Annotated in this window: 12 protein-coding genes; 11 read left to right on the top strand and 1 reads right to left on the bottom strand. The window is 59.2% G+C overall.

The annotated features are described in order from the left end of the window. Nucleotides 1–78 precede the first annotated feature (78 nt). The 9 genes from BMY55_RS06705 (at nt 79) to BMY55_RS06665 (ending at nt 9,382) form a co-directional block, all read left to right on the top strand. A complete protein-coding gene (locus BMY55_RS06705; protein WP_091429336.1) occupies nt 79–1,497 on the top strand; it encodes a type II and III secretion system protein family protein in 1,419 nt (472 codons plus the stop codon). A gap of 1 nt (nt 1,498) precedes the next feature. Continuing rightward, nucleotides 1,499–2,176, top strand: coding sequence for an OmpA family protein (locus BMY55_RS06700; RefSeq protein WP_091429333.1), 678 nt, complete (start codon nt 1,499–1,501; stop codon nt 2,174–2,176). 413 nt (nt 2,177–2,589) lie between these two features. Beyond that, a complete protein-coding gene (locus BMY55_RS06695; RefSeq protein ID WP_091429331.1) occupies nt 2,590–3,864 on the top strand; it encodes an AAA family ATPase in 1,275 nt (424 codons plus the stop codon). A 13-nt stretch (nt 3,865–3,877) separates the two neighbouring features. Then, the gene (locus tag BMY55_RS06690; protein ID WP_091429329.1) at nt 3,878–5,347 is read left to right on the top strand and encodes a CpaF family protein; all 1,470 of its coding nucleotides are present in this window, start codon (nt 3,878–3,880) and stop codon (nt 5,345–5,347) included. 2 nt (nt 5,348–5,349) lie between these two features. Beyond that, the gene (locus BMY55_RS06685) at nt 5,350–6,318 is read left to right on the top strand and encodes a type II secretion system F family protein (protein WP_177179304.1); all 969 of its coding nucleotides are present in this window, start codon (nt 5,350–5,352) and stop codon (nt 6,316–6,318) included. A 14-nt stretch (nt 6,319–6,332) separates the two neighbouring features. Then, nucleotides 6,333–7,307, top strand: coding sequence for a type II secretion system F family protein (locus BMY55_RS06680; protein WP_091429328.1), 975 nt, complete (start codon nt 6,333–6,335; stop codon nt 7,305–7,307). A 144-nt stretch (nt 7,308–7,451) separates the two neighbouring features. Then, on the top strand, nt 7,452–7,976 hold the full coding sequence (locus BMY55_RS06675; RefSeq protein ID WP_143064349.1) for a tetratricopeptide repeat protein: 525 nt from the start codon (nt 7,452–7,454) through the stop codon (nt 7,974–7,976). Nucleotides 7,977–8,007: 31 nt separating this feature from the next. Then, nucleotides 8,008–8,874 carry a tetratricopeptide repeat protein gene (locus BMY55_RS06670; protein ID WP_091429326.1) on the top strand — a complete coding sequence of 289 codons (867 nt, stop codon included), beginning with the start codon at nt 8,008–8,010 and terminating at the stop codon, nt 8,872–8,874. 7 nt (nt 8,875–8,881) lie between these two features. Continuing rightward, entirely contained in the window at nt 8,882–9,382 is a 501-nt protein-coding gene (locus tag BMY55_RS06665; protein WP_091429324.1) for a prepilin peptidase, read from the top strand. A 56-nt stretch (nt 9,383–9,438) separates the two neighbouring features. On the opposite strand, the gene BMY55_RS06660 is transcribed toward BMY55_RS06665, so the two are convergent. Continuing rightward, a complete protein-coding gene (locus tag BMY55_RS06660) occupies nt 9,439–11,130 on the bottom strand; it encodes a DUF2029 domain-containing protein (protein WP_091429322.1) in 1,692 nt (563 codons plus the stop codon). Nucleotides 11,131–11,251: 121 nt separating this feature from the next. Between BMY55_RS06660 and BMY55_RS06655 the strand changes: the two genes are divergently transcribed. After that, nucleotides 11,252–12,565, top strand: a complete 1,314-nt coding sequence (locus tag BMY55_RS06655) for a P-loop NTPase family protein (protein WP_091432131.1) — start codon at nt 11,252–11,254, stop codon at nt 12,563–12,565. 113 nt (nt 12,566–12,678) lie between these two features. Continuing rightward, the gene (locus BMY55_RS06650; RefSeq protein ID WP_091432129.1) at nt 12,679–15,093 is read left to right on the top strand and encodes a ligase-associated DNA damage response DEXH box helicase; all 2,415 of its coding nucleotides are present in this window, start codon (nt 12,679–12,681) and stop codon (nt 15,091–15,093) included.

Below are 15,093 nucleotides of genomic sequence, written 5' to 3'. Positions count from 1 at the left end.
CAAATCGGGCACAAGACCCGGAGCAGTCAAGTGGGCAACACCCACGCTATCCACACGTGGTCAGAGAGGCAGGATCACATGAAAGTTGATCGATTTATCAAGGCAGCCCTATTGGGTCTGACGCTCGGGATCGGCGTGCCAGCGGCATCTTCCGCTGAAACGCTGCGCGTCATGAGCGGCGCACCATCCGGTGCGTTGAAAGTCCCCATGAACCGGGCTGTGGTCGTCGAAAGCGACGTCCCCTTCGCCGAGCTTTCCATCGCCAACCCCGGCATCGCGGACATCTCGACCCTGTCGGACCGCACGATTTATGTGCTGGGCAAGACACCAGGGCGCACGACACTGACCCTGCTTGGGGCTGATGGGAAGCTTATCACCAATGTCGAGGTGCATGTCGCGCCGGATATCGCAGAGTTCAAGGAACGCCTGCGGCAAATCCTGCCAGGCGAGCAAATCGAGGTGCGCACCGCCAATGACGGGATCGTGCTGTCAGGCATGGTCAGTTCGATCCAGCGACTGGATCGCGCCTTGGATCTGGCCCAGCGATATGCGCCCGAACGGGTGTCGAACCTGATGACCGTCGGTGGCACCCAGCAAGTCATGCTGAAAGTGCGCTTTGCCGAGATGGGCCGGTCGGTTCGCAAATCGTTGTCCAGCTCGTTGCAGCTTGGCGGCACCATCGGTAATGTTGACGCGCTTGGAGCATCGGGCACTTTGTTGAGCCCGGCAAATGCCAGCCGTAGTCCCGGCGATCCGATCAACGTAGCTTCTGGGACGCAAGGCGGTATGATCCTTGGCTTTAACGCGGGCGGCCTCAGAATGAATGTTCTGCTCGAAGCCCTTGAAACAAAGGGGGTTGTGCGCACCTTGGCTGAACCGAACCTGACTGCACTGTCAGGCCAGGAGGCATCGTTCCTTGCAGGCGGTGAATACCCCCTGCCCGTCTCAAACGGCAACAACGAGATTGCCGTGACTTACAAGCCCTTCGGTGTTGAACTGACATTCACCCCGACAGTGCTGGCTGATGACGTGATCAACCTGCAACTGAACGCCGCCGTGTCGGGTCTGGATGAATCCGTCAGCTATAACAATGGCGGCTTCAGCATCAACGCGTTCCGCCGCCGCGAAACTTCGACCACGGTCGAGATGCGGGACGGCGAAAGCTTCGCCATTGCTGGTCTGATCGAGGACGATTTTCAGGACAATATCGGGGCGGTCCCATGGCTGGGCGACATCCCGGTGCTTGGCGCGCTGTTCCGATCAACCGAATACCAACGGTCGCAGTCTGAACTGGTGATCATCATCACCGCGCATCTTGTTACCCCGACGCGCGGCGAAGCGCTGGCGGTTCCGACTGACCGGATCCGCCCACCGTCTGAGCAGGATTTGTTCCTGTTCGGCAATACGACAGCCTCGAACCGACCCAAAACCGGGGCGGCGGGCGAAGTGGCGCAACAGGACTTCTCCGGGTCCTATGGCTATGTGATGGAGGACTGAGATGCCCATTGAACGTATCAAACCAGTGCTCGCTGCCACCTCGGCGATTGCCATTCTGACGGCATGTTCCGGTGCGGATGTGGCGTCGAAATCCTGGTTCGTCGAAGCAGGTGCACAACTGGACGAAGGCGGGCTGGGGCAACCCACGGCCTATAACACAGGCGTCCAGAACGGCCAGATCAATCCGACTGTTGCGCTGGCCAACCGGTTCAACCAAGAATCGCAGGACACCGTCAACTTTGCTTTCAACAGCGCCGCGCTGGACAACACGGCGCGCGCCATTCTAAGCCAGCAGGCCCATTGGATCGGCCAGTTCCCCGAACTGCGCTTCCGCGTCTATGGCCATACCGATCTGGTTGGATCGAACGCCTATAACAAGCGTCTTGGCTTGCGCCGGGCCAATGCGGTGGTGAATTATCTGGTCGCCAGCGGGATCAGCCGGTCACGACTGGAAGCCGTCGTCAGCTATGGCGAGACCCGCCCGCTGATCGTGACGCGTGCGCCTGAAGTGCGCAACCGTCGCACGGTGACGGAAGTCACCGGTTTCGTGGGTGGTCGCAAACCCACGGTTCTGGACGGCAAGTATGCTCAGGTCGTATATCGCGAATATATTGGCAGCGCGGTGCCCCTGCCGATCATCTCGGCCGGGACCGCGGGATCAATCGGCGAAGGCACCTAACCTGCACAGACGACGAAAAGGCGCGGCTCGCTCGCGCCTTTTTCATGCAACCTGCCCCGGATCGCCACATTTTCGCCGCATTCTGGGCCGAGAAGCTGGGACACCGCAGGAAAGCTCTCGCTGTGAACATATTCATTTCATGAGGTTTCCGTGCGGGATTGGGACATGATATCCCGTTAAAGGTGAAACCTTTTGCCGTTCCTCTCTGGGAAACAGATGCGCCGTTTCACCCGTGATCGTCCCAAATGAACGAATAATTTGGCGGTTTCAGCCGCAATGTTGCCCAGATTGACTGGCATTTCTTGAACCATTGGGAGCAGTCCGCGTGCAATTTCCGACTCGCGCACGCCTTTGCGGGCAAAGGACCGATGGCAGAATGCCTGGGAGCGGGCTCTAACTGGAGGGATTTTACGATGAGTAGCAGTGTTGCGCTACACGCCGACCCCGAACCGATCGTAGCTTGCACGATCGCACGGGACGTACAGAACTTCGATCTGTTGATCGAAGACATGGAAGCCGAACTTGGCGAGGCGTGGGGCGACCTGTCGCTTGAAGACGCACTTGCGTTTTTTGCTCAACCCGACGCTGACGCGCTGGAGTTTGTCGCGATTGCGATGGACGACCAGGACGAGGCAGACCTGTCAAAGGTGGCCGGTGTTATCCGCACTGCCGTCGAAAAAGGCATCAAAGTCATCGTAATCGCGGAAGAGGTCAGCCCGATCGCGCTGCACCAACTTCTGAAAATGGGGGCAGAAGAATTCGTTCCCTACCCGCTGCCCGAAGGTGCTCTTCATGACGCGATCGAGCGTCTGCGCGCACCCGAACCGGAAGCCCCTGCCCTTGTCGATCCCGCCAACCAGGCGACCCAGTTGAAAGCCGGCGGGGATCGCGAAGCGGTGATTCTGGCAGTGCAACCCATGGCGGGCGGCACCGGGGCGACCACGCTGGCGGTGAACCTGGCCTGGGAACTCTGCCAGATGGATCGCAGCAAAAAGGACAAAAAGGCAGGAAAAAACCCGCCGCGCGTCTGCCTTTTGGATTTTGGCCTGCAATTTGGCTCGGTCGCGACATATCTGGATCTGCCCCGCCGTGATGCGGTCTATGAACTGTTGTCCGATACCGAAGTTATGGATCACGAAATCTTCTCGCAGGCGCTTGTGACATTTGACGAGGAACTGCACGTCCTTACCGCGCCGCCCGACATGCTGCCACTGGATATCGTCAACGCGGAAGACATTGATCGCATTATCGAAATGGCCCGTCGAAATTTTGACTATGTCGTCATCGACATGCCCAACACCGTTGCACAATGGACCGAAACCGTTTTGCACGCAGCGCATGTGTATTTTGCAACGCTGGAGCTTGACTTGCGCTCGGCTCAGAATGCGCTGCGTATGATCAAGGCGCTGAAGTCCGAGGAACTGCCGGTTGAAAAGCTGCGCTATGTCCTGAACCGCGCACCGAAATTCACCGACATGTCGGGCAAGTCACGCGCCAAGCGCCTGGCGGAAAGTCTTGATATCTCGATCGAACTTCATTTGCCTGACGGCGGCAAGCCGGTCACGCAGGCCTGCGATCACGGGATTCCCCTGTCCAGCGCGGCAACCAAGAACCCGCTGCGTAAAGAAATCCAGAAATTGGCGCAGTCGGTTCACGATCTGAACCAGGCCGAAGCCACAGCCAACTGACCCCGGAGGCGCCATGTTTTCCCGCTATAAAAAGCCTACGAAACCAGCCGCGGCAGCGCCCGAACTGAAGGCAGTGGACGGTGGGCGGGCAGATGCCCCTGCCCCCAGCACGTCAAAGCCTGACGCGGCGGCGGCGTCCCGCGCGCCTGTGTCGCGTCGGCAAGCGCCGTTGCAGGAAGCCCGCGCACCTCAGGCCGACAAGGAACGCAAGCGCAAGGAACGGCTGTCCGAGATCAAGACCGAGCTTCACAAAGAGCTTCTGGACAACCTGAACCTTGGCGCATTGGAAAGCGCCGCAGAAAAAGACCTTCGCGCGGAAATAACTGATATCACGTCCGAATTCCTGAGCACGCGCGATGTCGTGCTCACCCGCGATGAACGCCTGCTGCTGAACCAGGAATTGTATGACGAAGTCCGTGGCCTTGGCCCGCTGGAGCCGCTTTTGCAGGACGACACGGTCAACGATATTCTGGTCAACGGACCCCAACAGGTATTCGTCGAACGTGCGGGCAAACTGCAACTGACCGATGTGAGCTTCAAGGATGAACGCCACCTTCTGCGGATCATCGACAAGATCGTGTCCGCCGTGGGCCGTCGGGTCGATGAATCGAACCCCCATGTTGACGCCCGTTTGGCCGATGGCTCGCGCTTCAACGCGATGGTGCCGCCGATTGCGGTGGATGGATCGCTCGTGTCGATCCGTAAGTTCAAGAAAGACAAGCTTGGCATTGATGAGTTGGTCGGTTTCGGCGCCTTCTCGGAAGAAATGGCCGTTTACCTTCAGGCCGCCGTCGCGACGCGCCTGAACGTGATCGTATCGGGCGGGACGGGGTCTGGTAAGACGACCACGCTGAACGCGTTGTCGTCTTTCATCGACAACTCGGAACGGATCCTGACGATTGAGGATACGGCCGAACTTCAACTGCAACAGACCCATGTGGGCCGAATGGAAAGCCGCCCGGCCAATGTCGAAGGCAAGGGCGCGGTCAGCCAGCGCGACTGTTTGAAAAACGCCCTTCGGATGCGTCCTGACCGGATCATCGTCGGCGAGACGCGCGGCGAAGAGGTTATCGACATGTTGCAGGCCATGAACACCGGCCACGACGGGTCGATGACGACAATCCACGCGAACTCGGCCCGCGATGCGGTTTCGCGTCTGGAAAACATGATCGCCATGGCAGGGATTGAAATGCCGATCAAGGCCGTGCGCAGCCAGATTGCATCGGCGGTGAACCTGATCGTGCAGGCCAGCCGCCTGCAAGACGGTTCGCGGCGCATGGTCTCGATCACGGAAATCACCGGCATGGAAGGCGACGTCATCTCGATGCAAGAGGTGTTCCGCTATGAACGTCTGGGTCTGGCACCCGATGGCAAGATCATTGGACGGTTCAACGCCACCGGCGTGCGGTCACACTATTCCGACCGCTTCCGCCAGTGGGGTTATGACCTGCCCGCATCCATCTATGAACCCTGGAGCGACTGAGAATGACCATTTCCATCGAGCCAATCCTCTACGGCCTGATTTTCCTGGCGGTCCTTCTGCTGGTTGAAGGTATCTATCTGACTGTCTTTGGCAAGTCGATCAGCCTGAACAACCGTATCAACCGCCGGCTGGATATGCTGGAAAAGGGTGCGGCACGCGAAGAGGTTCTGGAAAAGCTCCGCAAGGAGATGAGCCAACACGTCCGTGCGCAGGGTATCCCGTTCTATTCACTTCTGGCGACCAAGGCACAGAAAGCCGCCATCGCGTTTACACCGGGCCAACTAGTGCTGATGATGGTGCTTTTGTCGATGTTTGCCTTTGTCGGGCTGGGTGTCGCCACCGCAGCGTCCTTGCCCATTCGGGCTGGTATTGCTGTCGTCATGGGCGTCGGTGGTGTTTACATCTGGGTGAACAACAAAGCAAAAAAACGCACTTCGATGATCGAAGAACAACTGCCCGATGCGGTTGAACTGATGGTGCGCAGCCTTCGGGTGGGGCACCCATTCTCATCCGCCGTTCAGATCGTCGCCAAGGAAGTGCCCGATCCGCTTGGCACTGAAATGGGCTTGATTGCCGACGAAAGCGCCTATGGTCGCGACGTGGGCGAAGCCTTGGCCGCCATGGCCGAGCGTCTGGACAATCAGGACATGCGCTTTCTGGCCGTGGCCGTCATCATTCAGCAAACGTCAGGCGGCAATCTGGCCGAAATCCTTGACGGTCTGGCCAAGGTGATCCGATCGCGCTTCAAATTGTTCCGCCGCGTGCGCGCCATCACCGCCGAGGCGAAATGGTCTGGCAACTTCCTGTCCGGCTTTCCGGTTCTGGCGCTGGTCATGATCAACCTGATCCAGCCCAATTATTACGACAAGGTGCGTGACACGCCTTATTTCATCCCCGCTTGCCTGATCGTTGCCGGCTTCCTTGTGGCGAACGTCTTCGTCATGCGGATGCTGGTGAACATCAAGGTCTGACAGAGGTACAAGAGATGGAACAGATCAACACAATTCTGACCGACCTTCTTGGTCCCGCTGGTCCCCTTCTGGCAGTGGGCGCGCTGGGGATCGTGCTGATCGTCGTCACGGTGCCGTTCCTGCTTCGCAAGACCGAAGATCCAATTGAAAAGCTCCGCAAGGCGCGTGAGAGTGGAAGTAAGAGCGGGCAGAAGGTCGATCTGCGGGTCGCCTCGGGTTCGGATAAGCTCGAAAGATACTCCGCCTTTCTGGAACCGCAGGACGCTGACGAATATTCGGCCGTTCAACTGAAGCTGCTGCAAGCGGGCTATCCGGGCAAGAACGCGGTTCGGACCTTTCACTTTGCGCAGTTTGCGCTTGGCATCGGTCTGCTGATCTTCGGGATCTTCCTGACCATCCTGAAAACCGCAAACGGGCAAGAGCTGACCACGACAGCGCGCATGCTGTGGATCCTGATCCCCGGCGTCGCCGGGTATATGCTGCCGAAATACTGGGTCACGCGCCGGGTCGAAACCCGCAAAGAAGAGATCACCAACGGTTTCCCTGACGCGCTCGACATGATGCTGACCTGCGTCGAAGCGGGTCAATCGCTGGACCAATCCATCCTGCGGGTGTCCAAGGAAATCCGGGCCTCATACCCGGCGCTGGCCGACGAGTTTTCGATCGTGTCGAACGAGATGAAGGCCGGTAAAGACCGGGTTCAAGTGCTGCGCGATCTGTCTGAACGTTCGGGCGTGCCGGACGTGGCAAGCTTTGTCACCGTGATGATCCAATCGGCCACATTCGGCACATCCATTGCCGATGCGCTGCGGGTCTATGCTGGCGAGATGCGTGATAAACGCGTCATGCGCGCGGAAGAAAAGGCAAACACCTTGCCCACCAAGATGACACTTGCCACTATGATGCTGACCGTTCCGCCGCTATTGATCATTCTGATCGGACCATCGGTCTATGACATCTATCTGACCCTTAAATCGGTCCGCTTCTGACGCAACTGAACGGGCCGCGCGAAGGAGCCACCTTTGACGACGCGCCGCCCGCCCCACCTTGTCCCCCATTATCTGGTCCGTGATCGTCGCGCCCGTCATGCGCGCGCGCGTTTTCTTGCTGTCGGAACAGCCGCCAGCGTCCTTCTGACGGCCTGTGCGTCTGGAACGGGACCATTTGCCAAGCACACAGGCCCCTATGCGCCAACCGCACTGAAACGTGGCGAAGAAGCTGTGGATGGGTTGACTGTCGGCCACCGCCTGACCGCCGCCGGCGAACATGAACTGGCCCTGAAAGCCTATCTGCGTGCGGCCAGCGAGCAGGGCATCACCGTCGATGTGCTGTCGGCCATCGGATCGACCAATCTGCAACTCGGCCGTCTGGGTCAGGCCGAGCGCATCCTCAGAAAAGCCACCGAAATGGATGGCAGCTTCGTTCCGGCATGGAACAATTTGGGCGTTGTCCTGATGGAAACCGGCCAAACAGCCGAGGCCGCCCGTGTCTTCCAGATCGCATTTGGCCTGGATCGTGGCCAATCTGCCCAAATTCGCGACAATTTGCGCTTGGCGCTCGCAAAATCGGAAAATCCGGATTATGATCAGACCCATAATGATGCATTCGCGCTGGTTCGGCGGGGGACGGGGGATTACCTGCTTCTGTCGCAAATCTAAGCGAAGACACGAGCAGTAAAAGGACGCAAAAATGCGCCACTCTATCTTTCTGACGCTCTGCCTTGGCAGCGCGGTCGCCCTGTCAGCTTGTGGCAAGCCGAAATCGGGCAGTGAAGAGGTCGAACGTGCCATCGCAGATGTGAACGTCATCGACGAAAGCAATCTTAACGACATCATGTTGACTGTGGGCGATCCGGACGAAGCCGTCGCCTATTTCAAACGCACGGCTGAAAGTCAGCCAAACCGCATCGACCTGAAACGCGGCTTGGCGCAGTCGCTGATCCGCGCCAAGCGCCCGGCCGAGGCCGTGCCGGTCTGGAAGGCCATCGTGGCCAGTTCCGAAGGCACATCGGTTGATCGTGTCAGTCTTGCCGACGCGCTGATCCGCGCCGGTGACTGGGACGAAGCCGAAGCGGTGTTGGATAAAGTGCCCCCGACCCACGAAACCTATCGCCGTTACCGGCTGGAAGCGATGATTGCAGACAGTAACAAGGAATGGAAGAAGGCCGACAGTTTCTATGAAACGGCTGTGGGGTTGACCACCAACCCCGGTTCAGTCCTGAACAACTGGGGTTATTCCAAACTGACGCGGGCCGATTACCAGGGCGCCGAGAAGCTGTTCTCGCAGGCGTTGAGCTATGACAGCAAGATGTTCACAGCGAAGAACAACCTGGTTCTGGCCCGTGGCGCGCAGCGGAAATATGACCTGCCCGTGATCCCGATGAACCAGGTCGAACGCGCGCAGCTTTTGCACACGCTGGCCTTGTCGGCGATCAAGCAGGGCGATGTCACGACTGGAAAAGGTCTGCTGCAAGAAGCAATCGACACCCATCCGCAGCATTTCGAGGCTGCGACCCGCGCGTTGGAAGCGTTGGAAAACAACGTCTCGAACGGATGACCCGCGCATGAGCACCGCAATGACAAGCTGGGCAGCGATGCTGTTTCTGCCCTTCGTGGTGCCGATTGCCCTTTGGGTGGTCTGGTCTGATTTGTCCCGGATGAAAATCCCCAACAAGGCGGTTATGGCGCTGATCATCGTGTTTGCGGTGGTCGGGCTGTTTGCCTTTGAACTGAACGATTACCTCTTGCGATGGATCCATCTGGTCGTGGTCCTGGTGATCGGCTTTGTGATGAACCTTGGCCGGATGCTGGGCGCGGGCGACGCCAAGTTCGCCGCGGCGATGGCACCGTTGGTTGCGCTGCCCGACGCCTTTCTGGTGCTGACAATCCTTGCCGTAATGACCGTAGCCGGCTTCATCCTGCATCGGTTGGCACGCAGTATGGATTGGGTGCGCGCCACAACGCCGAACTGGGAAAGCTGGACCCGCCGCGACTATCCCATGGGGTTGAGCCTTGGGACCACGCTGATCACATATTTCCTGCTGGCGGCGCTCACCGGCGCCTGATCAATCCGCCGATCACCGAACAGACCTTCGTTTTTCAGGGGCGATACGGCACGGAATTATTCCGACCGCCCATCCTCCTTCTCGGTTTCAACAGGTGGTTCTACCGGTTTTGGCGCTTTCCCCGGCAAGCTGTAGAGCGTGTAGTAGGGCGTCCGCCGCACCTCTTCCACGTCGTCGATCCAGTCCTGTCCCGATACCTCGTCCAAAATCTTCTTGCGGGTGTCGGCAGACAGGGGGCAGGTCGGCACCAGCAGGTAATCCGCATTCTCGATCCCGCTAAGATCGCCGTAATACCAAGGCGCGCCGCCCTTCAGCGGGGCCAAATCGGCATAGAGCCAATAGCTGGACAATAGGTCTGCGGAAAACAGCGCCTTGCCACCACCAGACCAGTCTGCAATGTCCTGCGACACGGCGCGGAACCATACGACCATGCCAAGTTCCAAGCTGCAATACTCCAGATCACGGCCCTTGAAGGTGACATTCGTATCCTCGCGCGCCTCATCGTCATAAAGATCGGCGAACAACGTCTCCGGCCCGTCCAGGGCACGGCGCACATCCACCCGTGACGCGCGCGGCGCATAGGTCTGCAAGTCTTCATTCACGCCGCTTCCCGGCATCAGCGGGGCATATTTCTCCACATCCGTGGCAAAGTGTCGAAACGGGCTGGCGGCAAGATTCATGAAGCTGGGGGTGGCGAAGACGAAAGCGGCGATAGCCGAATAGGTTATCGCCTTTTGCAAATCCCAACCGAAGCCGTTGAACAATGGGCCTGACGGGCGCAGCGCGATCAAAAGCAGCCCCAGAAGCCACAACCATTGCGGATCATTGCCGAAATTCTGGAACGTCACATAAAAGAAACCGGGCAGGAGCAGAAGAAGCACCAGCCCCTCGGTCATCCGCCCGGATTGACGCAGGAAGATCACCGCAAGCAGCGCGATCAGTGATCCACCCAGATAGGCGGGCGCGCTGACCACATAGCTGAAATCGCGCCCCGGTTGCGGTCGCACGTCCGAGGTGGCGACGTTCAGAAGATCTCGCAGATAGGCCAGCCAGATCACCGGCGTACCGATCCAGAGCGTAACAAGCGCCACGGTCACAAGGCCCGTCAGCAAGGCGTATAGCGCCGTGCGCCCGGCCCCGCGTGCAAACAACCCTATGAGCACCGGGATGAAGAAGGCCGCGAAATAGGTGATCTTGATCATCGCCATGGCCGCGATTGCCAGCCCGATCACAAACCCGTCCATACGCTGCGAAGGCGCGTCGCGCGCTGGCAAGATTGCGGTCGTGATCGCCAGAAACGACAGTGCCCAGGCCCATCGGTTGTAGTGCATCGAGATCGAGACACTGTCATCCACCTCGCCATAGACCAGAGCGGTTGTGAAAATCAGGATGGTTGCCGCAAATAGATAGGCCCAACCGCTGTCAAACCGCGTCTTGGCCACCCACCATGTCGGAAGAAAAAGAACAGCAGCCACAAGCAGTTGACCCGCTTGGATCGCAAGCCCAATGCCCCAACCTGCCTTTAGAAACGCCGAAATTGGCGCGAAGGCCAGCACACCGATGGGTGTCACGAAATCCAGATGCGGCCAGTCCCCCTGCCCCATGCGCAGAAGCATTTGCAACAAATGCAGTGTGTCACCTTCATGCTTTGAGATGTATAGACCACCTTTGTTTAGCAGAACAAAGGCATACAGCCCCATCAGGCCCGCCATGAAGGCTGCCAAAAACTTGCCTTTATTTGTGCTCATACCTGCCCTCATTCTTTTGTAGCTAAAATAGCGCCAATAGCGCGCTTCGCAAAGGTTTGTAATTGTTTGGTCAATTTATTGACTTGGCAGACAAAACCGCAACATAAGATCGGGCATGACAATGAATGTACATAGCACGGACATGATGGCGCCACCGGTGGCGATGACCCTGTCCGAAACCGGGCTGTCCTTGGTGATGATGCGGGACATCCTGCTGAAAACCATGTTTCGCACCAATCTGGAATTGATCTCGGATCTTGAGCGGGTTTTGTGCCTGCCGGCCCGCGTGGTGCAAGAATTGGTGGATATGTGCCGCGATGGCGGATTGGTCGAGGCGATGGGCACGCTGCACGCGGGTTCCAAGTCGTCCGAGATGGGCTATCGCCTGTCCGACACCGGCAAGGCACGCGCGCTGGATGCGCTGTCGCAATCCGAGTATTTCGGCGCCATGCCGGTGCCAATGTCGGTCTATGCCAAACAGGTCAAGCGTCAGTCAATTCGCAACATCCACATGTCACGCGAACAACTGACCGGTGCCATGGGACATCTGATCTTGCCACCTGATCTTTTGGACCAGTTGGGGCCTGCGGTCGGCTCGGGCCGGTCGATCCTGATGTATGGCCCACCGGGCAACGGGAAATCTTCGATCTCGAACGGGATTCGTGACGCGTTGGGCGACAAGATCTTTGTGCCGCGTGCCATCGAGTATTCAGGGCAGGTGATCACTGTCTATGACCCCATCGTCCACACGCTGGCCGAGGAAGAAGAAGGCGACCCCAACGCCCTGCGCCGGGTGTCCAAGAAATACGACCGCCGCTATGTGCTGTGCGAACGTCCCACGGTGATCACCGGGGGCGAACTGACGCTGGACATGCTGGATCTGGTCTATAACCCGACCGCGCGGACCTATACGGCCTCGCTTCAGTTGAAATCGACCGGCGGCGTGTTCATCGTCGACGACCTTGGTCGTCAAGCCGATCCGCCCCAGGCGCTGATCAACCGCTGGATTGTGCCGCTGGAAGAAAGCAAGGATATTCTGGCCCTGCAATCCGGCGAAAAGTTCGAGGTGCCATTTGACACCTTGGTCATCTTCTCGACCAACTTCCACCCAAACAAAATCTTCGACAAGGCGGCTCTGCGCCGGATCTTTTACAAGATCAAGATCGACGGGCCGGATCAGGAAGGCTTCCTGAAAATCTTTGCCATGGTCGCGAAGAAGAAGGGCATGCCCCTGAACCAGGAGGCGTTGGTCCATCTTCTGAAAACCAAATATCCGACCATCGACAACATCTATGCCAACTATCAGCCGGTGTTCCTGATCGACCAGATGCTGTCGATCTGCGATTTCGAGGGGATCCCCCCACAGATGACCCCCGAACTGATCGACCGGGCATGGGAGAACATGTTCGTAAAAGAAGAGGAGATCGTGCACTAACACGATCAAGACGAGCAGCAAGGGCGGTCTGTCGTGCACCTCGGACCGCCCTTTTTCGTGGCCGGATGCATTTGCGGCATGTTCTTGGCACAGCGCTTTGCTATCCTGACCGCATGATCACCCTGCCCCCCCAATTCGACCACTGGTTCACCCAGCGCGGTTGGTCGCCGCATCCGCATCAGGTCAGGATGCTGGCGCGGTCCGATGCCCCGGCCTTGATGCTGATCGCACCCACCGGGGGCGGCAAAACCCTCGCGGGGTTCTTGCCGACGCTGGTCGAACTGGGCGCGGCCCCCGGTCCGGGTCTACATACGCTCTATATTTCGCCTTTGAAGGCGTTGGCGGCAGATATGCGGCGCAACCTGACCGCCCCGATTGACGAGATGGGGCTGGCAATCCGGGTCGAGGATCGATCCGGCGACACCACCCAGACCCGTAAGAAAGCGCAGCGCGCCGACCCGCCGCACATCCTGCTGACCACGCCGGAGAGCCTTGCCTTGCTGCTCAGTTATGAAGACGCACCACGCATATTCGCGGGTCTGAAACGTGTCGTCGTGGACGAGCTGCACGCGCTGGCGGAAAGCAAACGCGGCGATCAGCTGATGCTGTGTCTGTCGCGGTTGCAAGCGCTCTGCCCTGATCTGCGGCGCGTTGGACTGTCGGCCACGGTCGAAGACCCGCCCGCGCTGGCCCGGTTCCTTGCCCCGCATCCAACCGCCTGCGCGATCATCGAAGCTGACCCCGGTCCTGATCCTGATATCGCCATGTTGACCACCGACAACCCACCCCCGTGGTCCGGTGGTGGCGGGCGATATGCAATCCGCGAGGTTCTTGAAGAGGTTGCAAAACACAAGACCACGCTGATCTTCCACAACACCCGCGCGCAGGCCGAGGTCTTCTTTCACGAGTTGTGGCTGGCCAATGACGCGGGCCTGCCCGTCGGCATCCACCATGGTTCGCTGGCGCTGGAACAACGCAAAAAGGTCGAAGCCGCGATGGTTGCGGGCCAATTGCGCGCCGTGGTCTGCACCGGGTCGCTGGACCTCGGGCTGGATTGGGGCGATGTCGATCTGGTCATTCAAGTGGGCGCGCCCAAGAACGTAAAACGGCTGGTGCAGCGGATCGGGCGGGCCAATCACCGTTACAATGCACCCTCCAAGGCGCTGATCCTGCCCGCAAACCGGTGGGAAGTCATCGAATGTCACGCTGCGATCGAGGCGGTGCTGGCCCATGACCTTGACGGCGACCCGCGCGGCCCCGGCCCGCGTGACGTGCTGTGCCAGCACATCCTGATCACCGCCTCTGCGGCCCCTTTTGACGCCGATGAAGTATTTGCCGAGGTTACGACCGCTGGCCCATATGCCGACCTGACACGCAGGGATTTCGACGCCTGCCTCGATTTCGTGGCGACCGGAGGCTACGCCCTGCGCGCCTATGATCGGTGGCAACGTCTGATGCAGCGTGCCGATGGGCTGTGGCAGCTGCGCGATCCGCGTCTGGCCCAACAGGTGCGGATGAATGTGGGCACGATCGTTGACACCGACAAGCTGAAGGTGCGGATGAAGGGACGGTCTGGTGCCTCGGGTGGCAAGCCATTGGGCGAGGTCGAGGAACGCTTCGCCGCCTCGCTGGTGCCCGGCGACACCTTCCTTATGGGCGGCAAGATCGTGCGGTTTGAAAGCCTGCGAGAGATGGAGGTGCAGGTCAGCCGCGATCGAGGTCGCAAACCAAAACTCGCGGTGTTTTCCGGCACCAAGTTCTCCACCTCGACGCAACTGTCCAGCCGTATCCTTGATCTATTGCACCGCACGCCCCTGCCCGACCTGCCCCGCCACACGCTTGACTGGATCGAATTGCAGCGCGAGGTCAGCCAATTACCGCGCGCAGGCCGCATCCTTGTTGAAAGTTTCGACCACGAAGACCGCCCGCATACCTGCATCTATGGCTTTGCCGGCAAAAACGCGCAGCAGACGCTGGGCCTGATGGTCACACGCCGGATGGAGGAGTTGGGGCTTGGCCCGCTGGGCTTCGTCGCCACCGACTATGCCACGCTGATTTGGTCCTTGTCGCATCTGGACAACCCCGCTCAAGCGCTCGACGCCACGGGCCTGCGTGACGGGCTGGACGGATGGCTTGCGGAAAACGCCCTGATGAAACGAAGCTTCAAAGGCGCGGCCACCATTGCCGGTCTGATCACCCGCAACCTGCCCGGCAAGCGATCTTCGGGGCGGCAGGCGACCTTTTCGGCGGACATCCTTTACGACACGCTTCGCAAATACGATCCCGACCACTTGCTGTTATCCATCACCCGCGACGAAGCGATGCGCGGCCTGATCGGCTTTGACCGGATTGACGGGATGCTGGAGCGCACCGGGGGTATGATCGACCACGTCCATCCGGGCCGTGTGACGCCCTTCGCCGCCCCACTGTTCCTTGAAGTCGGCAAGGTGCCGGTCAATGGCGCGGGGCAAGAGACGTTGATGCGCGCTGAGGCAGATCGCCTTATGATAGAGGCCGGACTGATCTAA

Source organism: Aliiroseovarius sediminilitoris, assembly GCF_900109955.1.
Classification (GTDB): Bacteria; Pseudomonadota; Alphaproteobacteria; order Rhodobacterales; family Rhodobacteraceae; genus Aliiroseovarius; species Aliiroseovarius sediminilitoris.
The sequence above is the reverse complement of the archived record's forward strand: the minus strand, read 5'-3'. Positions and strand labels throughout refer to the sequence as shown.

What these genes read in the sequence shown, in the direction of transcription:
- BMY55_RS06705 (WP_091429336.1), top strand. Translation starts at nt 79, where the DNA reads ATGAAAGTTGATCGATTTATCAAGGCAGCCCTATTGGGTCTGACGCTC.
- BMY55_RS06700 (WP_091429333.1), top strand. Translation starts at nt 1,499, where the DNA reads ATGCCCATTGAACGTATCAAACCAGTGCTCGCTGCCACCTCGGCGATT.
- BMY55_RS06695 (WP_091429331.1), top strand. Translation starts at nt 2,590, where the DNA reads ATGAGTAGCAGTGTTGCGCTACACGCCGACCCCGAACCGATCGTAGCT.
- BMY55_RS06690 (WP_091429329.1), top strand. Translation starts at nt 3,878, where the DNA reads ATGTTTTCCCGCTATAAAAAGCCTACGAAACCAGCCGCGGCAGCGCCC.
- BMY55_RS06685 (WP_177179304.1), top strand. Translation starts at nt 5,350, where the DNA reads ATGACCATTTCCATCGAGCCAATCCTCTACGGCCTGATTTTCCTGGCG.
- BMY55_RS06680 (WP_091429328.1), top strand. Translation starts at nt 6,333, where the DNA reads ATGGAACAGATCAACACAATTCTGACCGACCTTCTTGGTCCCGCTGGT.
- BMY55_RS06670 (WP_091429326.1), top strand. Translation starts at nt 8,008, where the DNA reads ATGCGCCACTCTATCTTTCTGACGCTCTGCCTTGGCAGCGCGGTCGCC.
- BMY55_RS06665 (WP_091429324.1), top strand. Translation starts at nt 8,882, where the DNA reads ATGAGCACCGCAATGACAAGCTGGGCAGCGATGCTGTTTCTGCCCTTC.
- BMY55_RS06660 (WP_091429322.1), bottom strand. Translation starts at nt 11,130, where the DNA reads ATGAGCACAAATAAAGGCAAGTTTTTGGCAGCCTTCATGGCGGGCCTG.
- BMY55_RS06655 (WP_091432131.1), top strand. Translation starts at nt 11,252, where the DNA reads ATGAATGTACATAGCACGGACATGATGGCGCCACCGGTGGCGATGACC.
- BMY55_RS06650 (WP_091432129.1), top strand. Translation starts at nt 12,679, where the DNA reads ATGATCACCCTGCCCCCCCAATTCGACCACTGGTTCACCCAGCGCGGT.